General features: G+C 44.7%; 19 protein-coding genes. All 19 read left to right on the forward strand.

All coding sequences use genetic code 11. The annotated features are described in order from the left end of the window. Nucleotides 1-2,142 carry an STT3 domain-containing protein gene (locus tag HMPREF1139_RS08590; RefSeq protein ID WP_009651080.1) on the forward strand — a complete coding sequence of 714 codons (2,142 nt, stop codon included), beginning with the start codon at nt 1-3 and terminating at the stop codon, nt 2,140-2,142. Continuing rightward, complete coding sequence (locus HMPREF1139_RS08595) at nt 2,143-3,660, forward strand: MATE family efflux transporter (RefSeq protein ID WP_009651072.1); 1,518 nt, start codon at nt 2,143-2,145, stop codon at nt 3,658-3,660. It abuts the gene before it with no gap. Next, the gene (locus tag HMPREF1139_RS08600) at nt 3,661-4,440 is read left to right on the forward strand and encodes a glycosyltransferase family 25 protein (RefSeq protein ID WP_009651013.1); all 780 of its coding nucleotides are present in this window, start codon (nt 3,661-3,663) and stop codon (nt 4,438-4,440) included. A 16-nt stretch (nt 4,441-4,456) separates the two neighbouring features. Further along, nucleotides 4,457-5,419, forward strand: coding sequence for a glycosyltransferase family 2 protein (locus HMPREF1139_RS08605; RefSeq protein ID WP_009650995.1), 963 nt, complete (start codon nt 4,457-4,459; stop codon nt 5,417-5,419). Continuing rightward, nucleotides 5,416-6,492, forward strand: coding sequence for a glycosyltransferase (locus tag HMPREF1139_RS08610; protein ID WP_009651055.1), 1,077 nt, complete (start codon nt 5,416-5,418; stop codon nt 6,490-6,492). The genes HMPREF1139_RS08605 and HMPREF1139_RS08610 overlap by 4 nt, the downstream gene beginning before the upstream one ends. Next, nucleotides 6,489-7,532 carry a glycosyltransferase gene (locus HMPREF1139_RS08615; RefSeq protein WP_009651063.1) on the forward strand — a complete coding sequence of 348 codons (1,044 nt, stop codon included), beginning with the start codon at nt 6,489-6,491 and terminating at the stop codon, nt 7,530-7,532. Before HMPREF1139_RS08610 ends, HMPREF1139_RS08615 begins: the two co-directional genes overlap by 4 nt. Then, entirely contained in the window at nt 7,529-8,653 is a 1,125-nt protein-coding gene (pglJ, locus tag HMPREF1139_RS08620) for an N-acetylgalactosamine-N,N'-diacetylbacillosaminyl-diphospho-undecaprenol 4-alpha-N-acetylgalactosaminyltransferase (RefSeq protein WP_009651003.1), read from the forward strand. Before HMPREF1139_RS08615 ends, pglJ begins: the two co-directional genes overlap by 4 nt. Continuing rightward, the gene (locus HMPREF1139_RS08625; RefSeq protein WP_034966425.1) at nt 8,643-10,769 is read left to right on the forward strand and encodes an STT3 domain-containing protein; all 2,127 of its coding nucleotides are present in this window, start codon (nt 8,643-8,645) and stop codon (nt 10,767-10,769) included. Before pglJ ends, HMPREF1139_RS08625 begins: the two co-directional genes overlap by 11 nt. A gap of 1 nt (nt 10,770) precedes the next feature. Continuing rightward, nucleotides 10,771-11,886 carry a glycosyltransferase family 4 protein gene (locus tag HMPREF1139_RS08630; protein WP_009651019.1) on the forward strand — a complete coding sequence of 372 codons (1,116 nt, stop codon included), beginning with the start codon at nt 10,771-10,773 and terminating at the stop codon, nt 11,884-11,886. Beyond that, nucleotides 11,879-12,484: an undecaprenyl phosphate N,N'-diacetylbacillosamine 1-phosphate transferase gene (gene pglC / locus HMPREF1139_RS08635; RefSeq protein WP_009651068.1), complete on the forward strand. Its 606-nt coding sequence runs from the start codon at nt 11,879-11,881 to the stop codon at nt 12,482-12,484. The genes HMPREF1139_RS08630 and pglC overlap by 8 nt, the downstream gene beginning before the upstream one ends. Then, nucleotides 12,471-13,055, forward strand: coding sequence for a UDP-N-acetylbacillosamine N-acetyltransferase (pglD, locus tag HMPREF1139_RS08640; protein ID WP_009651002.1), 585 nt, complete (start codon nt 12,471-12,473; stop codon nt 13,053-13,055). The genes pglC and pglD overlap by 14 nt, the downstream gene beginning before the upstream one ends. A gap of 34 nt (nt 13,056-13,089) precedes the next feature. Further along, the gene (locus HMPREF1139_RS08645) at nt 13,090-13,719 is read left to right on the forward strand and encodes a helix-turn-helix transcriptional regulator (protein WP_169767204.1); all 630 of its coding nucleotides are present in this window, start codon (nt 13,090-13,092) and stop codon (nt 13,717-13,719) included. A 193-nt stretch (nt 13,720-13,912) separates the two neighbouring features. Further along, nucleotides 13,913-14,266, forward strand: coding sequence for a RidA family protein (locus tag HMPREF1139_RS08650; RefSeq protein ID WP_011991910.1), 354 nt, complete (start codon nt 13,913-13,915; stop codon nt 14,264-14,266). 57 nt (nt 14,267-14,323) lie between these two features. Continuing rightward, entirely contained in the window at nt 14,324-15,700 is a 1,377-nt protein-coding gene (gene dcuC / locus HMPREF1139_RS08655) for a C4-dicarboxylate transporter DcuC (protein ID WP_009651065.1), read from the forward strand. Between the two features lie 10 nt (nt 15,701-15,710). After that, nucleotides 15,711-16,874, forward strand: a complete 1,164-nt coding sequence (locus HMPREF1139_RS08660; protein WP_009651005.1) for a trans-sulfuration enzyme family protein — start codon at nt 15,711-15,713, stop codon at nt 16,872-16,874. A 3-nt stretch (nt 16,875-16,877) separates the two neighbouring features. Next, nucleotides 16,878-18,242, forward strand: coding sequence for an adenylosuccinate lyase (purB, locus tag HMPREF1139_RS08665; RefSeq protein WP_009650978.1), 1,365 nt, complete (start codon nt 16,878-16,880; stop codon nt 18,240-18,242). 5 nt (nt 18,243-18,247) lie between these two features. Further along, nucleotides 18,248-19,597: an MmgE/PrpD family protein gene (locus tag HMPREF1139_RS08670; RefSeq protein ID WP_011991913.1), complete on the forward strand. Its 1,350-nt coding sequence runs from the start codon at nt 18,248-18,250 to the stop codon at nt 19,595-19,597. 89 nt (nt 19,598-19,686) lie between these two features. Next, entirely contained in the window at nt 19,687-20,778 is a 1,092-nt protein-coding gene (gene pglE / locus HMPREF1139_RS08675; RefSeq protein ID WP_009650996.1) for a UDP-N-acetylbacillosamine transaminase, read from the forward strand. After that, the gene (gene pglF / locus HMPREF1139_RS08680) at nt 20,779-22,560 is read left to right on the forward strand and encodes a UDP-N-acetylglucosamine 4,6-dehydratase (configuration-retaining) (protein ID WP_009651066.1); all 1,782 of its coding nucleotides are present in this window, start codon (nt 20,779-20,781) and stop codon (nt 22,558-22,560) included.

Raw genomic sequence — 22,560 nt, forward strand, 5'->3', positions numbered from 1 at the left:
GTGGATAGTCAAGCCTTAAATTCAAATTTTCGCTCATCGAGGCAAATTTTAGCTTTTATTTTGCTGGCTTATTTATTTGGAGTGATATGCCGTTTTTACTGGGTGTATTGGGCTAGTGGGATAGAGCAGTTTTATTTTAACGGTGAATTCATAACCAACACGAACGACGGCTTTTATAACGCCGAGGGTGCGCGCGATATGCTCGCAGGCTTTCATCAGCCAAACGACCTTAGCCCGTATGGTGGCTCGATACCCACATTCACTTTTATCTTGGCTAAAATTTTGCCGTTTAAATTTGAAAGTATCATCTTTTATATGAGTGTGTTTTTAAGCCCGCTCATCGTTCTGCCTATCATCTTGATCGCTCGCGAATACAAAATTACAAATGTCGGCATCGTAGCGGCTTTGATCGCCTCTATACTTCCGGGATATTATATAAGGACGCTTGCGGGGTATTATGATAGCGATATGCTAAATGTGACTTTGCCGCTACTTGTAGTGTGGGCGCTCATAAGGCTAGTCGATAGAAAAAGCCAAAATTTCATCTTGCCTGCAATATTTATGGTGATTTATGACTGGTGGTATCAAAGCTCTTATTCGCTAAATTTAGCTTTGATCGTTATGTTTTTGCTTTATACGCTTGTGTTTGATAGGAAAAACGAGACGAACTATAAAGCTATGATCTTTATGCTGATGGCTGTTATAGATTTTGACGCTTATAGTGCGGATACCATCGTAAATTTCGTTTTTGTTTTAAAAGCAGCGATGATAGGCTTGCTTTATGTTTTGATGCTCTTAAGGCCTCAAATGTTTGGCAAAAAGATGCTTTTTTGCCTCGGAGCTTTTATGGTTGCTTTGTTTGCGGCTTTTGGTGGATTTAGCTCTGTATCCAGTAAATTGCATTTTTATCTCGTAAAACAAGCTAGCGAACTAAACGATACGTTTTATTTTCTCAATGTCAGTAAAACGATAGCGGAGGTTAAAAACACCAGTATTAGCCTCTTTGCCGTAAATGTCGGAGGGCATATCGTGGTATTTGCGCTCTCTTGTATCGGTATAGTCTTGATGCTGGTGAAATTTCGCTCGTTTTGGCTTGTCATGCCTATGCTTGCGCTTGGCTGTCTGGCCTTTGTGAGCGGAGGCAGGTTTAGTATGTATCTTACGCCTATAACGGCGCTTGGCTTTGGTTATTTTTTATATTTTGCGCTGAATTTATTTCAGATACGGGCTTGGTTGAAAGGCGCATTGTTTTGGGTATGCACTTGCTTGGCGCTTGTGCCAAATTTAGAGTATATTTACCGCTATCATATACCTACGCTACTTGGAAATAGCGCCATAAGTGCGCTTGATCTACTTAAAACGAAAGCTAGCAGAGAGGACTATGTCCTGTCATGGTGGGATTATGGCTATTTGATCAAGTATTATGCCGATGTCAAAACGCTGAGCGATCCGGGGAGGCAATCAGGCACATACAGCTTTCTAACGAGCTTTGCGCTTAGCCAAGATCAAATCAGCTCTGCAAATATGGCACGCCTTGACGTGGAGTATAGTGAAAGGCAGTTTGATGAGAAATTTAGATTTGGTTTGTCTGAAATGCTAAAGGACTACAACCAAACGGATGTCAATAAATTTTTAAATTCGCTAGAAGATAAAAATTTTAAACTCCCGCCAAAGACGAGAGAAATTTACTACTATCTTTTGCCAGAGATGGTAAATATCCTTCCTGAGATACTTAGCTTTTCGATGCTTGATATAACGACTGGGAAAGAGTTTGAAAAGCCGCTCATTTATATTGGCTTTCCGTTTTCGTCCGATGAAAAGGGTTTAAATATAGGAGAGGGTTTTGTCTTGCCGCTTGGAGATTTTAAATTTATAACGCATAATGGTGAGAAAATACCGATAAATTCGTATTATCAGGTATCTTATATCGATGGGAAGCTCGATGTGAAGGCAAACAAGATCGATGAAAACGCTAAAATTTACGTGATATTTTTGGCTAATTACAACAGAATTTTACTACTTGAGAAAAAGGCCTTTGACTCGACTTTTGTTCAGCTTTTTATATTTGAAAACTACGACAAAGAGCTTTTTGAGCCTGTTGTTTTGGATCAAGCGGCTAAAATTTACAGGTTGCTAAAGTAAATGCTCATAAATCTCATCAGTTCCATCATCGTTTTCGTCATCTCGATAGGGATAAATTTTTTCCTCACGCCATTTATCTTAAAAAGCCTTGGCAACGAGGCTTACGGCTTTGTGGGGCTAAGCAACGCCATCGTTAGCTACGCAGCCGTCATCACGGTCGCGATAAACTCGGTCAGTGGCCGCTTCGTCGCCTATGAGTGGCATAGAGACGACATAGAGAGGGCAAACGGCTACTACTCCTCGGTTTTAGCCGTGAATATATTTTTCTCTCTCCTTGTTGCGCTGCTTTCTGGCGTTTTTATCCTAAATTTGCAGTACGTTTTAAACGTCCCGCAAAATTTACTGACCGATGTCAGGCTCACGCTCGTTTTTTATTTTATAAATTTTTGCGTCGGGCTTTTTAACGGCGTGCTGACCGTGTGTGCATTCGTGCGAAACAAGCTTTATCTGCTATCCATCAGAAATGCCCTCTCAAGCGTGATCCTAGCCGCTCTCATCGTGGCGCTTTTTTATTTTTTTAGACCGATGATCGCTTATATCGCTATTTCCGCGCTCGCAGCCTCGATGTTTGTCTTTTTCAGCACCGTTTTGATGTCCGCGCGCATCACACCGCAGCTTAAATTTAGCCTTTCCAAATTTGACTTTGCCAAGATAAAAGAGCTGCTAAGATCGGGCGTTTGGAATAGCTTTAATGCGTTAAATCGCATACTGATGACCGGCATGGATCTATTCATCTGCAACATCTTCATAAACGCCGACATCACCGGAATTTTATCGGTCGCAAAGGCCGCTCCGATCATCTTAGAGAGCTTCGTAGCTCAGCTTAGCGCGATATTTGCGCCAAAATTCGTAGAGCTTCACTCAAAGACGAATTTGACTGCACTAATCGCCGAGGCAAAATTTTCCATGCGCGTGGTCGCTTTTGTGATGAGCGCACCGGCTGCTATTTTTGTCGTGTTCGGACGCGAGTTTTACACGCTTTGGCTACCGTTTAAAAGCGCTGCGGAGATCGCGCTCATTTACGAGCTTTCGATGATCACGCTCGTGCCTATCGTGTTTATCAGCTTCGTTTTTTCGCTTTTTAACCTCGACAGTGCGACGAATAAACTGCGTCGCCCGGCGATCGCAAATACGATCCTTGGCGTTAGCACGATCGCAGCTCAAATTTGCGTTTTGAAATTCACGCATTACGGCATTTACGGCGTCGTCATCGTCGGTGCAGTGCTTTATAGCGTGCGGATCTTGGGCTTTGACCTCATAAACGCGGCGCTAAATTTAGGCGTGAAGCTCACGACCTTTTACGGCGTTTATTTTAAAAATTTATGCGTTTTTGCCACGCTTATGCTGTTGTTTTTTTGGACGAGCCAATTTATCAGCATCGCTAGCTGGAGCGAGTTTGTCATGGTCGCGCTATCGTTTCTAGGCGGCGGATACGCACTCACGTTTGCACTGTTTTTCAACAAATTCGAGCGCGCCATAGTCGCTCAAAAAATTTTAATGAAATTTAAAAGGCGTTAGATGTATCCTGTTTTTTTGATCTCCCTCACAAAGGATGCGGGAAGGCGCGAAGCCCTGAAACGGCGCTTCAAAAGCTACGATGATTTTAGGCTCATCGACGCCGTTGATGGGCGGCAGATGAACGCGCGGGAGTATTTTGGCTATGTTTTGCCCTCGTTTCGAGCTTACGGCAAAATTTTAAGCCCGGCAGAAGTGGGCTGCTCGCTCTCTCACGTGAAGGCTTACGAGGCGTTTTTGGCGAGCGAGGCTAAATTTGCGCTCGTGCTTGAAGATGACGTGATTGGCGATGACGTGGGCGTAGCGGCGGCGTTTGAGCTGGCGGAGCAAATACCTCAAAATTCACTGCTCGTTTGCGGCTGCCAAGACGGGCTGGCGGGTAGATTTAGCGCATTTGGCAAGAGGGTAAATTTAAACGCAAACCTTGAAAATACCAAGCTTTGGCTGGTCTCAAAGTATTCGCATTCTAGTATTTATAGGGCGGGAGCCTACGTCCTGACTAGGCAAAGCGCGCAAAATCTGCTGCGGATACACAAGCGAGCGCTTTGCACGACCGATGTTTGGGAGTATTTGCTGAAGCAAGATGATATGGCGATGTATTTTAGCGATATTTTTTCTCATCCGATAGATCTAAGTGGCTCAAATATCGAAGCCGAGCGCATCGACAGGGGCTATAAGCCAAATTTAAAGGCTAGGCTAAAGAGCCTGAAATTCCTGTTTTGCTCGCGTTTTGAGAAGTATTTCATGGGCCATGAGAGAATTTTTAAAAGGGATGAGGTTTGAGCCAAAGGGGTAAAATTTGAGCAAGATACAAGATATGACGTGCGCTGGCGGAAACGAGCCCTTAATAAGCGTCGTGATCCCCACGTTCAACCGCTCCGAGCTTCTTAAAAAGGCGCTAAATTCAGCCCTCGCTCAAAGCTATAAAAATTTAGAGATCATCGTGACCGATGACGGCGCGGACGAAAGCGCGTATGAAATTTGCAAGGCGGCAAACGACGCACGCGTGAAATATTTTAAAAACAGCGCTCATGCAAAAAGCCCCAACGGCAACAAAAATAACGGCTTTGACAACGTTACGGGCGAGTTTGTCTGCTTGCTCGATGATGATGACGAGCTTTATGAGGGCGCGATCAAAGAGTGCTTCGAGTGCCTTAACGGCGGCTATGCGTGCGTTTTTGCAGACGCGATATGCGAAAAAGATGGCGTCATTACAGGCAAAGTCGCAGGCCGTAGCCCTTACGCACAAAGTGGCGAAATGAGTAAGATAGACTATCACTGCGGGCGTATAAGCGGCGAGTTTTTCAAGCTTTTCTCGCGCGAATTTATAGAGGATTTTCACTTTGACGAGCAGAGTTTTGGCGGTGAGAACGAGCTTTACATACGCTTTTTTGAAAAGCGCGTGTTTTACCTTAAAAAGCCGCTTTATATCTACCGCATCGCCCGCGCCGACAGTGCGACCGTAAATGCCTCGAAGCACGCTAAAAGCGTAGCGTATGCCTACTTGAAAACGGCAGATTTATGCCGCGAGATAGCAAGCGTTCATGCGCCGGGATTTTTGGCGCTTCAGTATAAAAACGGCGCTTACTACGCCAAAATGGCGGGCGAATACAAAATGATGTATCGCGCGATCTTTAAAAGCCTGAGCGTCAAAGTAAGCAAAGAAGCTATCATTTTTTTACTGCTTAGCCCGCTGCCAAGCTCGGTTTTACCGATGCTCTCAAGGCTTCGAGTCTGGATAAAGCAAAGGTTTGAGATATGAAAATTTTATTTGTCATCTCGACTCTTAGAAGCGGCGGTGCAGAGCGCGTCTGCTCGCTCATAGCCTCGCAGTTTGCGAAATTTCACGACGTAAGCTTGGCTAAATTTGATAGCAATGCGCCATTTTACGAGCTTAGCGAACAAGTCAAGCTTGTGAATTTAAACCAAGGCGCAGATGATCTTGGTGTTTTAGGAAATTTTAAAAAGCGCCTAAATAAGCTGCTTGCGCTTAGGAGTCTGATAAAAAACGGCGGCTTTGACGCGGTCATTTCGTTCCTTGATAGCACGAACGCGCTCGTGATCGTTAGCTCGCTTGGGCTAAAGACGCCTGTCATCGTGAGCGAGCATACGAGCTTTGACGCGCCAAAGAGGGCGATATTTAAAATTTTACGCCGCATTCTTTATCCGTTTGCAGACGCTATGAGCGTGCTAACGCGCTACGACGCCGCGCATTACGCTAAATTTTACAAAAACGTCCGCGTGATCCATAATCCATTTTTTGCAGACAAAGCGCAAAATTTAGAGTCAAAAAAGCAAAATCTAGTCATTTTTGTCGGGCGTTTGATGAGGCTTAAAAACTGCGAGATGTTCGTGAGGGTTGCAGCCGACCTAAAAGACAGCGGATATGAGTTTGTAGTCGCTGGAGAGGGCGAGCAAAGAAGCGATCTTGAAAAGCTGTCCGTGCATCTTGGTGCAAACGTTAAATTTTTAGGCAACGTCGCTGATATCTGTGTGCTTTATCAAAGGGCTAAAATTTTGCTATCTTGCTCGATCTACGAGGGACTTGGCAATACCTTGATAGAAGCGATGAATTTTGACTGCGCCAGGGTGGCGACTAAGACGAGCGGTGCAGCAGAGCTCATTACGGACGGCTTTGACGGACTACTTTGCGAGATAAACGACGTGCACTCGATGAGTGCGGCCGTCAGATCGCTCATGGATGACGAAGAGCGGCGCGTGCAAATCTGTAAAAACGCTAGAGCCAGACTGGATGAATTTAGCCTGCAAAACATCTACGAGCAGTGGCTAGAGCTGCTTAAACTAGGCGGTGCGGACGATGAGGAGCGCGAGTGAAGATTTTATTCGTGATAGCAGCACTTAGAAACGGCGGTGCAGAGCGCGTGCTAAGCGCGCTATCTACCCAGCTGGCGGGGCAAAACGAGGTGCATATAGCGGTGCTTGAAGATGATATGGGATTTTATGACTTTGCGCCAAATATCGTTTTCCATCATCTCAAAATTTACGGTGGAAATAAAATTTTGGCTAAATTCAAGAAAATTTTAGCCCTTCGCGCGTGCTTTAAGAGTGTAGATCCTGACGTGATAATCAGCTTCATAGACTGGACGAACGTAGCGTGCGTGGTCGCAAATTTGGGGCTAAATTATAAACTCATCGCGACCGAGCATCACGCGAACGAATACCTAAAAAGCGCTAAATTTAGGCTCATACGCGATCTTGCTTACAAAAGAGTAGATGCGCTTAGCGTGCTTAGCAGGAGCGATTTTGAGTATTATGACTTCGTAAAAAGGCGCGTCATCTTGCACAATCCCCTTTTCATAGACGCCGCGCCCGCGCAAAAACAAAATATCGTTTTAAGCGTCGGCAGACTCGAGACGGTCAAGGGCTACGACGTGTATTTCAAGGCCCTTGCAAAGCTTGATAAAAGTCTGCTTGAGGGTTGGCGCGTGCAGATAGCTGGCGAGGGCAAAGAGGAGCGAAATTTAAAAAATTTAGCGCAAGAGCTTGGACTGGATATCGAATTTTTAGGGCATATAAAGGACGTGGCACCGCTTTATGCCAAAGCTAAAATTTTCGTTCTAAGCTCAAGGAGCGAAGGGCTTTCAAACGTACTCATAGAGGCTGGAGCGTCTGGCTGTGCGCGAATTTCTAGTGACACGGTAGGAGGGCGAGAGCTCATAACCAACGGCGTAGACGGCATACTCTTTGAAAATGAAAACGAGGACGAGCTTGCCAGTGCGCTAAATTCGCTTTTAAGCGATGAGGTTTTGATAGAGCGCATCGCGGATAACGCAGTGCGAAATTCGAGCGAATTTGGTATAAAAAATATAATGGAAAAATGGCGAAATTTAATAGACGAGGTCGTAAAAAGTTGAAAAAATTAGCTGTATTTTTATATTCGATGGGGCCCGGAGGCGCGGAGCGAAACGTCTCGAATTTGCTGCCTTTTTTGGTGCAAAGATACGAGGTGCATCTAGTCTTGATGAGCGAAGTGATCGCATACGAGCTGCCAAGCGAGGTAAAGATACATTTCATCGAAAAGAGCGATCCTTATGAAAGCGGTGTGCGTAAGCTTATTAGGCTGTTTTTTGCGCTGCCAAATTTAGCTCTTAGATACAAAAAGCTATGCGAAAATTTAGGCATAGACACGCATTTTGTGCTGATGAACCGCCCTTGCTATATCGCTCTCATCGCCCGTATTTTTGGGCTTAAGGGGCGCATAGTCATAAGTGAGCGAAGCTGCCCGTCGGTGATCTATAAAAACGGCGTCAGCGGGGTTGTGAATAGAATTTTGCTTAAAAGCCTTTATAATAAGGCCGACTTGATACTTGCCAACGCACAGGGCAATGCAGACGATCTGGTGCGAAATTTTGGCTGCGACGAGCGCAAGACGAAGATACTTTACAATGCGCTGAATTTAAGCGCGATAAAGCAGCTCGAAAACGAGCCTCTCGAGGGGGAATTTAGGCCGTTTTTCATAAATATCGGGCGGCTTGACAGCGGTAAAAATCAAGCGATGCTGATTAGTATAATAGCCTCTTTTAGCGATCCTCGCGCCACTCTTGGCATACTTGGCAAAGGGCCGTTAAAAGAGCAGCTGCAAAATTTGATCGATGAGCTTGGCGTGAATGAACGCGTGAAGCTGCTTGGCACTGACAAAAATCCTTTTAAATTTATAAAAAACGCCTCGTGTTTCGTCTGCGCTTCGAGATTCGAGGGCTTTTCAAATGTCTTACTGGAGGCCTTGGCGTGCGAAAAATTCGTAATCTCGACCGATCATCAAAGCGGTGCAAGGGAGCTGCTTGGCGATGATGAGTTTGGCATCTTGACGCCCGTAGATGATGAGCAAGCGATGAAAAATGCGATGAAAATAGCGCTTGAGGACGAGCGAATAAGGCAAAATTTTGAAAAGATTGCGTATAATCGCGCAAAATCGTTTGATAGCGCCCAAATCGCGCAAAAACTTATAAAATTTTTGGAAAATGATGATGGATAAAGAGGGTTTTAGCTCATATTTTAAAAATTTTCACCTTTCAAAGCAAAGCGTTTTACTGATAGCGATCGCTTTTGTTTTCAGCGTGGTTTGTCGCCTTTACTGGGTCGTTTGGGCGAGCGAATTTTCATCGTTTTTTTGGAACGGCGAGCTGATGATAAGCACCAATGACGGCTACGCGTTTGCCGAAGGTGCACGCGATATGCTCGCAGGCTTTCACCAGCCAAACGACCTAAGCTATTTTGGCTATCCGCTCTCGACGCTGACTTATTGGATAGTGAAAATTTTTGGCGTCAAGCTAGAGGCCGCGATGCTTTATATGAGTGTGTTTTTCAGCTCGCTAGTCGTCATACCTATACTTCTCATATCACTTGAATACAAAAACCCAAAAGCAGGCCTCATCGCCGCACTTTTAGGCTCTATCGCAGACAGCTACTACAACCGCACGATGGCTGGATATTATGACACCGACATGCTCATCATCCCTCTTAGCGTCTTCATGCTTTGGGGCTTGGTGCGCGTGCTTGAAAAAAGGGATACCGCAAGCATCATCATAGCGCCGGTCAGCATACTGATTTATATGTGGTGGTATGCGAGCGCATTTTCTTTGATAAGCGTGAGTGCGGGGATATTTTTAGTCTATACGCTTATTTTTGAGCGTAGAAATCGGGCCTGTTACGCACAGCTCGTTTTGCTCGTTTTATCTATCACGAACATAGATATTTACGTCAAAATTTTGCTCGTTTTTGGCTTTTATCTTGGTGTTTTGTTTAAAAAAGAGCTTTTAAATTTCAAATTTATCCTGGCGGCTTTGGCGGTCTCGTTTGCGCTTTTTGTTATAGGAGGCGGGCTAAATCCGATAATCTTCCAGCTTAAATTTTACGTTTTTAGAGCCGTGCCCGAGAGTGCTGGCGTCAGTTTTAAATATTTTAATGTGAATCAAACTATCCAAGAGTCGGGCATCGTCGATCTGCAGCTGTTTTGCGAGCGTATCAGCTCGAGCGCGCTGACCTTTCTCGTCTCGCTGGCGGGCGTCATCATGCTTTGCGTGAAGCATCGCTCGTTTTTAGTTACGCTTGGTATGCTATTTTTGGGCTTTTTAGCGCTTAAAGGCGGGCTTAGATTTACGATTTACGCCGTGCCTGTGATGGCGATAGGGTTTGGGTATTTCATCGTTTATTTTCTTGAAATTTTAAAGCTAAAGCCCTCTGGCTTCAACGCTGCGTATTGTATCATCACCGCACTTGCGCTGCTGCCGGCACTAAGTCATATCTATAACTACAAAGCTTCGCCAGTTTTTAGCAGGAGCGAGGTCGAAATTTTAAACAAGCTAAAAGGCATCGCCGGACGCGAGGACTACGTGCTTGCGTGGTGGGATTATGGATATCCGATACGATATTACGCCGATGTCAAGACTCTAATAGACGGCGGTAAGCATCTTGGACGTGACAACTACGCTGTTAGCTATGCACTTGGAAGCGACGAGACGAGCTCGGCAAACATGGCGCGCCTCGAGGTAGAATACACCGAGCGTAAATTTAACGAGCGTTTCGCCTCGAATATGACGCAAATTTTAGAGGATAGAAATATCAGCGATGTGAATGTGTTTTTAAGTGGTCTTAAAGATGAAAATTTAAGCTTACCGCCTAAAACACGCGAGATTTATTATTATCTGCCGGACCGTATGCTTTATATTTTCCCTACGATACTGCAGTTTAGTAGGCTCGATCTAAAAAATGGCAAGAGCCATGCCGAGGGGATATTTTTCATCGCAAGCGCGATCGCGCAGGATGAAAGAGGGATAAATTTAGGCAACGGCTTCGTACTTTCAAGCGATGTAAGCACGCTTAGCTACAACGGCATGAAGATGAGCTTGGCTGCGTTCATCGAGACTAGCTACGATGAGAAGGGCAGGCTTAACGTAAAAGAGTATAAAAACGATGAAAATTCTAAAATTTACGTCATTTTCATGCGCGATTACGGACGCTTCTTGATCCTTGATGAGAGCATGTTAAATAGCGCCTATATCCAGCTTTTCGTGCTCGAGCGATATGACGAGAGGCTTTTTGAGCCTGTGATTTTAAGCGGCGCAGCAAAGGTTTATAGACTAAAGAGGTGATATGGCACGCATAGGATTTTTATCTCACGCCGATATGAGCATTTACTTTTTTAGAAGCCCGATAATGCGCGCTTTGCAGGCACTCGGGCACGAAGTGTTTGCCATCGCTCCAAAGGGTGCTTACACAAAGGCACTGGCGAGCGAATTTAATGCCGTCACCTACGAGCTTGACAGAGCCAGTCTAAATCCGTTTGTAGTGCTTGAAAACTCAAAAAAACTAAGCGAAATTTTACGCGGGCTAAATTTAGACCTGCTGCAAACGGGCGCACACAAGTCAAACGTCTTTGGCACGTTTGCCGCAAAGCGCGCGGGCATAAAGCGCGTGATAAATTTAATCGAGGGGCTTGGCAGCTTTTACATCGACGATGATTTCAAGACACGCGTCATCAGGCTCGTTTTGGAGCGGCTTTATAAAATTTCGCTCGCAAAGGCTGACGCGTGCATTTTCGTAAATGACGCCGATCCTGCGTATTTTCTCTCACGCGGACTCATCGCAAAGGAGAAAATTTTCAAGGTAAAAAGCGTGGGCGTGGATACGGCTAAATTTGACGAGAGTCGCGTCGAGGCGGCAAATTTAGGCGATAAAAAGGTCGTTTTGATGATCGCTCGGGCGATGTGGCACAAGGGCGTGAGAGAATTTTACGAAGCGGCGCAAATTTTAAAAGATCGCGCGGATTGCGAATTCGTCTTTGTGGGCGAGGGCTTTGACGGCAACAAAAGCACAGCCGATCTTAAATTTTTAAACGGTGGCAATGTGCGTTATCTGGGCGCACGCGATGACATCCCGCAGCTTTTGAAGGCCGCTTATATGCTCGTGCTGCCAAGCTACAAAGAGGGCTTCCCGCGAACGGTGCTAGAAGCCATGAGTATGTCGCGCGCGGTCGTGGCTAGCGATGTAGAGGGCTGCAACGAAGCGGTGATAGAGGGCGCAAACGGACTGCTTTGTCAGGTGCGAAATGCGCGCGATCTGGCGGCGAAGATCGAAATTTTGCTAAATGATGAAAATTTGGCGGCTCAAATGGGGCGCAACGGGCGCGAGATGGCGGTGCGAGAGTTTGACGAGCGAGAGATCGCCAAAAAATATATTGAAATTTACAGGAAATTTATCGATGTATAGGGCTTTTTTCAAGCGATTTTTGGATATTTCGGGCGCGATTTTTCTCATCGTTTTGACGCTGCCTTTTATGGTGGTGACGGCGATATTTATCTACTTTAAGATCAGTCGCGATGTCGTTTTTACGCAGGCTCGCCCGGGTCTAAACGCACAAATTTTTAAAATTTATAAATTTAAGACGATGAGCGACGAGCGCGGCACAGACGGCGAGCTACTACCCGATGAAATGCGGCTGAATAGATTTGGCAAGCTTATCCGCTCGCTCAGCCTTGATGAGCTTCCACAGCTTTTTAACGTGCTAAAAGGCGATATGAGCTTCATCGGACCCCGCCCGCTACTTATTGAATACCTGCCCCTTTACACCCCCGAGCAAGCCACGCGCCACGATGTACGCCCGGGTATCACGGGACTGGCGCAGGTAAATGGCAGAAATGCGATCAGCTGGGCGAAAAAATTTGAATACGACGCGCAATATGTGCGTGAGCTAAGCTTCGCGCTTGACGTAAAGATCGCGCTTCTTACGATACAAAAGGTGCTAAAACGAAGCGGAGTCAGCAAAGAGGGGATGGCGACGACGGAGAAATTTAATGGCAAAAACTAAAAGGATCTACATTTACGGAGCGAGCGGACACGGGCTGGTGGTCGCTGATATCGCGCGTGCAGTCGGATACGATGAGATCGTGTTTTTAGATGATGCGGCGGGGCTGAAATTTAGCCCCGATCTGCTTCGTGCCGACATCGTCATTGCCGTAGGAGCGAACAAGACACGTGAAATTTTAAGTAAAAAGGTAAGCGAGGCCGGATTTAACATCGTAAATTTGATCCACCCAAGCGCAATCATTAGCCAAAGTGCTCAAATTTATGAAGGCGCGGTCGTTATGCCAAACGCCGTCATCAACGCACACGCCGTGATAAATCAAGGAGCTATCATAAACACCGCCGCCGTCATAGAGCATGAGTGCGTGATCGGCGAATTCGCTCACATCAGCCCAAACGCCGCGCTGGCTGGCAACGTGCATGTTGGCGCGCGGACGCACATCGGCATAGGCTCATGCGTGATACAAGGCGTAAATATCGGCTCTGACACGATCATAGGTGCAGGAAGCGTCGTCGTGCGCGATATACCAAGCGACGTGAAAGCTTACGGCGTACCGGCGAGGATTGTTTTGTAATTATTTTGCAAAAAAGGCTTTTGAGAGGTTTAAGATGAATACAATTTTAAAGGATAGATATAAAAAATTAGTCCATTTTTTAGGTAGAGTACTTGGTGAGAATTATGAAGTAGTATTGCATGATATAAGCGATGACGGCTCAAGTGTAATAGCGATAGAGAATTCTCACATCAGTGGCAGAAGTGTAAATTCCCCGCTTACAGGTTTTGCGCTGGAGTTAATTCAGAATAAAAAATACTTAGAGAGCGATTATCTCATAAACTATAAAGCGAAAACGAAGCAGAATTTAAAAATAAACGGCTCGACGTTTTTTATCAAAGATAGCGATAAGATCGAGGGCATGCTATGTATCAACTACGACGGGACAAAATTTGAAAAACTATCAAATGAAATTTTGAGGCTTGGTAATTTAGTTAGCCTTGATGCAAAGCAAGATGCGATAGAGCAACTAAGCCAAAGCGTAGAAGAAATTATTGTCGATACTCTTGAAAGATATAATCTAAATATAGAAAATTTGAAACCAAAAGATAGGGCCAAATGTATCAAAATGCTTTATAAAAGTGGCATTTTTAATATAAAAGGTGCGATTCCAAAGGTAGCAAAATATCTAAATATTTCAGAGCCAAGCGTTTATCGATATCTACAAAAAAATCAAAAAAAGTAAACTTTAAAATATAATAAAAAATTATTATAATACCCAAATATACCCAAAAAACGTCAATATACTCAATAATATAAAAAATCATTAAAAAATACTAATAAATTTATATCAAAATTTTTAAATTTCAATAAAAATTTATTTTAATTGCTATAAAATTCTTATAAATATAATAATACTTTATTATAAAGGATAGATAGTGAGTGATAATTTAAAGATCGGGCCATATAGCACATACAGGGTTTGTGGAGATTTTATTTTTATATCGGGTCAGTTACCGGTGGATAGTGATGGCAGGTTAGTTGATGGTATAGAGGCTCAAACACAAAAATCGCTTGAGAATTTAGCCTCTGTGCTAGAGGAATTGGGGTTAGGTCTTGCTAATGTCGCGAAGACTACTTGCTTTTTAAGCGATATTGCAAATTTTACAAAGATGAATGAAATTTACATGAAATTTTTTAACGAGCCGTATCCTGCAAGAAGCGCATTTGGCGTAAAGGATTTACCAAAAGGAGCTCTAGTGGAGATCGAAGCCATCGCATTTAGAGGATAGTTTGGTGCTGGTGGCTTGAGCCACTAGCTTGCATACTAAAAATTTAAAGGACAAAAAATGTTTGGACTAATCATTGCGTTTTTAGTAATTGCATTTCTTATTTTTATGCTGTATAAGAAAATGAACGCGCAGGCGGCTTTGCTGATAAGCGGTCTTTTGCTGCTAAGTTGCGCGGCTATATTTGGCTTAGGCGATATAATAGATCCTAAGAAAAGTCTAAATTTAACCTTTTTCGATCTATTTGAAGTCGTCAATCAAAAAATGTCCTCCACACTTGCCGGGCTTGGTTTGACGTTAATGTGTATAGCCGGTTTTTCAGCGTATATGGATCACGTCGGAGCCAGCTACTCTTTATTTAAAGTATTTGAAAAACCGCTTCAAAAGGTTACGAATCCCTACATTTTACTCGTAGCGTCTTATTTTGTAGTGCAGGTGATCGTTATTTTTATCCCTTCGCATGCAGGGCTTGCTCTGCTGTTAATGGTAACGCTTTATCCGATTTTGGTTAGAACGGGAGTTAGCAAACTATCCGCACTTTCAGTCATCGGTGCTTGCCAGTTTATAGACCATGGTCCGGGAAGTGGAAACGTGATTTACGCTTCAAAAGTCGCTGGCATAGACCCTGCGGCATATTTTGTGCATTATCAGCTATCCACGACCATACCGATAATAATCGCGGTCGCCGTTACGATATATTTTTCTCAAAAATACTTCGACAAAAAGGAAAATTTTGTCTTTGACGCCGCTAGCGTGGAAGAATATCTAAAAGAAGCGGGCGAAAAAGAGATTAAAAAGCCGCCTTTGGTCTACGCCGTGCTGCCGATCGTTCCGATCGTTTTGATTTTAGGATTTAGCAAAATTTTTGGCAGTCCTATAAAGATGAATGTTCCCGTTGCGATGCTTATTTCGACCGGTATTGCGATAGTTTTTGAGTGCGTCAGATATAAAAACCTCATAGAGACGCTAAATTCCATAATGATCTTTTTTAAGGGCATGGGGCATCTTTTTGTCATAACGGTTTCTCTCATCGTGTGCGGTCAAGTGTTTGCCAGCGGTCTTTTGGCGGTCGGCTTTGTAGATACATTGATAAATTTTGCCAAAGACATGGGAGTTGGCGTATTTGCGATCATCGTCTTCGTATCGCTACTTTTAGCGGTGAGTGCATTTTTAATGGGTTCTGGAAATGCTGCGTTTTTTAGCTTTGCGGACTTAATACCTGGCATCGCCAAGTCGTTTAATATAGAAACTATATCTATCATCTTGCCGGTTCAAGTGATGACTGGCTTTGGCAGATGTATGTCGCCGATAGCTCCGGCTATCATCGCAGTTGCCTCTATCGCTAAGGTAAGCCCCTTTGCCGTCGTCAAAAGAACGGCTCTGCCTATGATAGTAGCTGGTATTACAAATTTAGTCATGACGTTTATATATTTATAAAGGAGAAAAAATGAAAATAGATACCAAACTCACTCATATCGGCAGAGGAGATGAGACACTTGACGTTAGACCGGTAAATCCTTGCATTATGAGGGCTTCGACGATACTTTTTAAAAATCACGACGCTTGGCAAGCGACCAGAAAAGCGCGTGAGAGCGAGCGAGTTTTGAGCTACGGCGCAAGGGGCACAAGCACGAATTTCGAGCTTGAAAAGCTTCTTTGCGAGCTTGAAGGCGGTTATAGAGCGCAGCTTTTCCCGACCGGACTTGCTTCGCTAGCCATGGTTTTATTAAATTACGCCGCTAGCGGCGCTCATTTCATAATAACAGACGCCATCTACGGACCGGTGCGGGCGATATGCGAAAATTTTTTAAAAAAGATTGGCATTGAAATTGATTTTATAAAAGCCGACGCGAGCGATGTGGAAGAAAAGATCAAGCCTAACACAAAGCTCATCTTATGCGAGAGCCCCGGCTCTATACTTTATGAGATCATCGACTTGCCAAAGCTATGCCAAATCGCACACTCTCATAATATCCCAGTTGCGATCGACAGCACGTATAGCTCAGGGTATTTGCTAAATCCTATGAAATTTGGCGTCGATATAGTTGTCATCGCTGCTACGAAATACCTAAGCGGACACAGCGACCTTACTATGGGGGCGGTCATAATAAACGAAAAAGAGTGGAAAAATTTCAACAAACTTCCTGAAATTTTCGGCTTCACGGCAAGTCCGGATGACGCATATCTTGTCTTGCGCGGTATGAGAACACTTGGAGTGAGATTTAAAGCTCACGAAAAATCCGCCAAAGAAGTGGTAGAATTTTTCAAAACCAGAAAAGAGATAAAAACGATATTTTATCCCGCTTTAAAAACCCATCCTAATCATGAAATTTTCGTGCGCGATCACAAAGGCGCAAACGGCATGATCACGATAGAATTTGCAGACGGTATCGACAGGCAAAAGGCAATAAAATTTGTAGATGATCTTAAATTTTTCTCTATCGGCGCTTCTTGGGGCGGATATGAGAGCTTGGCTACGGTTACCGTTCCGCCTAGGACGGCAACGGATTGGAGCAAGAGAGGGCCGTTTGTGAGATTTCACATCGGGCTTGAAGACAGCGACGATCTAATAGACGATCTTGCTCAGGCATTAGATAAAATAAAAGGATGAGCGATGCAAGTAAGTGTATTTGATATGACGATACTTAGAGATGCTTGGAGCACCGCACAGATGAGAGAAATTTTTTGCGAAGAAAATAGGATACAAAAGTGGCTGGACGTTGAAGCCGCTCTTGCCAAAGCACAAGCAAAGCTTAAAATCATCCCCAAAGACGCCGCCGATGAGATCGTAAAAAAGGCGCATTTTAAATTTATGGATATAGATTTTATTTTAAGCGAATTTAAAAAGACAAAGCATCCTTTGGTGCCTACCGTGCGGGGGTTAGAGCGAGCTTGCGAAAACGGGCGGGGCGAATTCGTGCATTTTGGAGTCACAACCCAAGACATCATCGACACCGGGCTTGTTTTGCAGTTTAAAGAGGGGCTAAATTTGATAAAAAGCGAGCTAAAAGAGATCGCGAAAGCCCTTTTAAAACTTACAAAAGAGCACAAAAACACCCCGATGATGGGGCGCACACTCTCGCTTCAAGCTTTGCCTATCACATTCGGGCACAAGAGTGCCATTTGGCTATCGGAGCTAAATAGGCATTTTGATAGGATAGAGGAGCTTGAATCAAGGCTTTATGTTGGCTTGATAGTAGGAGCTGTGGGCACGAAAGCGTCGTTTGGTGAAAAATATAGCGAGCTTGAAGAGCTGGTAAATGAGCTACTCGGTCTAAAAACAGCCGATATTTCTTGGCAGCCAGCTAGGGATAGATTTATCGAGCTTGGCTATGTTTTGGGAAATATAAACGCCACTTTCAACAAGATCGCTCATCAAATTTTACTAATGTCGCACAATGAATTTGACGAGCTTGCCGAGCCGTTTAGTAAAGGTCAAGTAGGAAGCTCCACGATGCCGCACAAAAGAAATCCTGCCATCAGTGAAAATGCTGTTACCGTAAGTAACACGCTAAAAGCAAATTTAGCTATACTCTCCGACATCGAAAGACACGAGCACGAAAGAGACGGGCAGGTCTGGAAAATGGAGTGGAAGCTGCTGCCTGAAATTTTCTTAATGCTCTCCGTGGTGCTAGCGAATATGAAAACGGCACTATCTGGTCTTGAAGTCAAAAAAGAAAGTATGCTTAAAAATTTAAATCTGCTTGGTGGCTATGTTTTGGCTGAAAGGGTGATGTTTGCGCTGGCTGGGAAGCTTGGCAAACAGCATGCGCACGAAGTGGTGTATCAAGCCGCGATGAAAGGCATAGAAAATCATCTAAGCTTTAAAGAGGTACTTTTAAAAGACGAGACGGTATCAAAAATTTTAAGCAATGATGAGATAGAAAAGTTGCTCGATGCGACTACTTACGTCGGATACGCGCCAAAACTCGTGGATGATTTTTTAGAAAAGATCAAAGACGCTAAAATTTTAAAGTAGATTTTATGTATTCGGATGACATAGCCCGGTTTGTATCGAATTTAAAATTTGATCGAATTCCAAAAGATGTAATCTCGCGCGCAAAAGAGTTGATGCTAGACTGCGTGGGTGTAGCGATCGCAGGAAGCAGTGAGATGAGCGTAAAAAACGCTATAAAGGCTTTGGAAAAACTACCAAGCTCAAAAGGAGAGTGTAAAATTTGGGGGCATAGAAAAAAGCTCGCCCCAAATTTTGCCGCCATGATAAACGCGATAAGCTCTCACGCGCTTGATTTTGACGATACGCATACAGGGGCGATCGTGCATGCAAGCGCGATACTAACGCCACTTTGTCTAAGTTACGCGGATTTTTTAAACATTTCTCACAAGAGAATTTTGACTGCATTTGTAGCCGGTTGGGAGGTCGCGGCACGCGTGGGGATCGCCTCAAAGGGCGGCTTTCACAAGCGAGGTTTTCATACCACCGCAATCGCCGGGATATTTGGCGCGACCGCCGCGGCAAGCGTGATATTCGGGCTAGATAAAAACGAATGCGTAAATGCTTTGGGGCTTGCCGGAAGCTACGCCGGCGGGATAAACGAGTTTTTATCAAACGGCTCGAACTCGAAAGTTATCCACGTAGCAAACTGCTTAAATAACGCCATTATGGCTACAAATTTTGCAAAGTGCGGTATGAGCGGACCCGCAAGCGTTTTTGAAGGTCGCGATAATATCTTTAAGACCTTTGGCGTGGAGAGCGAATGCGACAAAAAGGGGCTTACAAAGGGGCTTGGTAAAATTTGGCAAACGATGCAGGTATCGATAAAGCCCTATCCAAGTTGTCATTTTGCGCACGGACTGATCGAGTGCGCGATCTTGCTGAGAAATGACGGGCTAAAAAGCGATGACATAAAAAGCATAAAATGTTTCGTAAATGGCGTGGCGGCAAATTTTATCTGCGATCCGATGGACGCCAAATACGCCCCCAAAACCGCTTATGAAGCGAAATTTTCCATGCCGTTTTTGATGGCTCTTGCGTTTTTTGACGGCAAGATAGAGATCAAAAGCTACGAAAATTTAAATAGAGCGGACGTGATAAATTTCGCAAAAAAGATAAGCTACGAAAGGCGCGAAAACAGCGGATTTCCAAAATATTTCCCGGGGCATATCGAGGCTATCTTAAATAGCGGTGAGAGCCTGAAAAAGGACGTTTTTATAAATAGAGGAAATTTTGACAATCCACTTGGTATAGATGAAATTTTTGAAAAATTTACGCGCTGTGTCGGCGCAAAAATGAGTCCGAATAAAATTTTAGCCCTCAAAAACGCTATTGCAAACTATGAAAATTTAAAAGAGCCTTTAGATAAAATTCTATAAGATTTATGCCTTTAATTCGTCTTTGATTTCTAAAACTTTGTTATAATACCCCAAAATTTGTAAGAATTTTAGGATTTAAAGGATTGGAAATGGATAGAGTTTTTTTATCTCCGCCAAATATGAGCGGACGTGAGCAAGACTACATCGCAGAAGTCTTTAAAAGCAACTACATCGCCCCGCTTGGCGAATATGTCAATAAATTTGAAAACAGCATAAAAAGCTACACGGGCGCGCACGATGCCTTGGCGCTTAGCGCGGGCACTGCCGGGCTGCACCTCGCACTTCGCGTGCTTGGGGTAACAGCTGGCGATCTCGTGCTCGCGAGCAGTTTTACCTTTATGGCGTCCGTTAGTCCGATACTTTATGAAAAGGCGACTCCCGTTTTCATCGACTGCGACGAGAGCTGGAATCTAAGCCCCGAGCTGCTTAAAAAAGCGATCGCAAATTTACCTAAAAAGCCAAAAGCGCTCGTGCTCACGCACCTTTACGGACAGGCGGCAAAGATGAAAGAGATTTGCCAAATTTGCCAAAACGAGGGCATAGATCTGGTGGAGGACGCAGCCGAGGCGTTAGGCGGATTTTACGGCGGCAAGGCGCTTGGCACGTTTGGTAAATTTGGCGTTTATAGCTTTAATGGCAACAAGATCATCACGACTTCGGGCGGCGGTATGCTGGTTGGCGACACGACAGGCGTTGAGAAGGCGAGGTATTACAGCACGCAAGCGCGCGAGCCACTACTTCACTACGAGCACAAAGACTACGGATACAACTACCGCCTAAGCAACGTCCTAGGCGCGATAGGAACGGCGCAGATGGAGGTCTTGGAGCAGCGCGTAATACAAAAAAGAAGGGTCTTTGAAATTTACGAGCGCGAGCTGGGCGGGGTATTAGAATTTATGCCTGAAATTTCAAATTCGCGCGGCAACCGCTGGCTGACGACTGGTGTCTTTAAACAAAAAGGCGCGCACCTGCGAGTCATCGACGCACTGGCAAAGGCAAACATCGAGAGCCGTCCGCTTTGGAAGCCTATGCACATGCAGCCTGTGTTTAAGGGCGCGCTTGGTTTCATTGACGGCACGAGCGAAGAGCTGTTTGAGCGCGGTATCTGCCTGCCAAGCGGCTCAGATATGAGCGAGGCTACGCAGGCTAGAGTGATAGATATCGTAAAGGAAAACGCGTAGATGTTTCAGGCGACGAAGCTAAAACGGCTCATTTTCTTTCTCGTAGGCGACGCGGTCATATTTATCGCCTCGATATACGCGGCGTATCTTTTGAGATTTAACGGAGGGATACCTGAAATTTACCTGCAAGGGCTATTTATAACCGCCGCTTTTCTCGTGGTCTTTAAGCTCGTTTTCATGTGGCTTTTTAAAATTTACAAGGTGCCTTGGAGATTTTTCGGACTTAACGAAGCGCGTAAAATTTTCCTCGTGCATCTAAGCGCAGCCGCGGCGTTCATGCTCGTTTTTTTCATCTTGCAAGATTTTTTAAACCCGTATCCAAGAAGCGTCATTTTGATAGACATGCTGATTTCATGCCTGCTTGTGGGCGCTCTTAGGATATCAAAACGTATGTTCATAGACTTTTCAAACCGCCCTCACAAGGGCGAGCCTTGCATCGTCTTAGGCGCTACGACGAAGGCGCTTCATGTCTTAAGCGGGCTAAAACAGGGCTATCTCGACTTTTACGCAGTCGGTGTAGTCGATGGCAGGAGCGATCTGGTCGGCACTTACTGCGACGGCTTTTTGGTGCAGGATAAGAGTGAAATTCCGACCCTCATCAAAGAATACAACGTCAAAACCGCCATCATCGCGCTAGCTTTGGAACAAGACGACCTTCAGGCTTTGTTTGACGAGCTTACGGGTTACGGCATAAGAGACATCAAGCTCTTTTCGCTCATCGAAAAAGAGCCGATAAAGGACATCTCTATCGAGGATCTGCTCGCTAGAAAGCCAAAAGATCTAAACCCTGAAGTGATCTCGAATTTCTTAAAAGATAAAGTCGTTTTGGTCACGGGAGCCGGTGGCAGCATAGGTAGCGAGATATGCAAGCAGTGTTTGAATTTTGGCGTGAAAGAGCTAATAATGGTCGATCATAGCGAATTTAACCTCTATAAGATCGGCGAAGACACCAAAGATAGGCGAACGATAAGTAAGCTCATAAATATCGTGAATTTTAAGGACTTTGAGGAAATTTTCACTCAGTTTAGACCTCAGATCGTCATCCACGCAGCCGCGTATAAGCACGTGCCCCTTTGCGAGCTAAACCCTCGCTCGGCGGTCGAAAACAACATACTAGGCACCAAAAATACGATCGATCTATCTAAAAAATACGGCGTCAAAAAGATCGTCATGATCTCATCTGACAAAGCCGTTCGTCCGACAAACATAATGGGGACGACAAAGCGAGTTTGTGAGCTTTACGCGCTAAATTCCAACGAAAAAGGCGCTTGCGAGATCGTTTGCGTGCGTTTTGGCAACGTCCTTGGTAGCAGTGGTAGCGTCATACCTAAATTTAAAGCGCAGATCGCCGCAAATAAGCCTCTCACCGTCACACATCCTGACATCACACGCTACTTCATGCTCACATCGGAAGCCTGCCAGCTCGTGCTACAAGCCGCGTCCATCGCAAATGGCGGAGAGCTTTTCGTGCTTGATATGGGCGAGCCGGTAAAGATCGTCGATCTTGCTAAAAAGATGCTTCTACTTTCCAACAAAGAGCATTTGGGTATCGAATTTGTAGGGCTTAGGACCGGTGAGAAGCTCTACGAAGAGCTACTCATAAACAAAGACGACGTAAAGACGAAATTCGAGTCCATCTTCGTCACTCACTCCTCGCCTTACGATATCGCCGTTTTAAACGAGCAGATCGCTCATTTGCTCGAGCTTGAAGACGATGACATCGCGGGCGAGCTAAAAAAAATAGTGCCTGAATTTAACCACGCACTAAATTTAAAAGGATAA

The sequence above is a fragment of the Campylobacter sp. FOBRC14 genome (assembly GCF_000287855.1).
Lineage (GTDB): Bacteria > Campylobacterota > Campylobacteria > Campylobacterales > Campylobacteraceae > Campylobacter_A > Campylobacter_A curvus.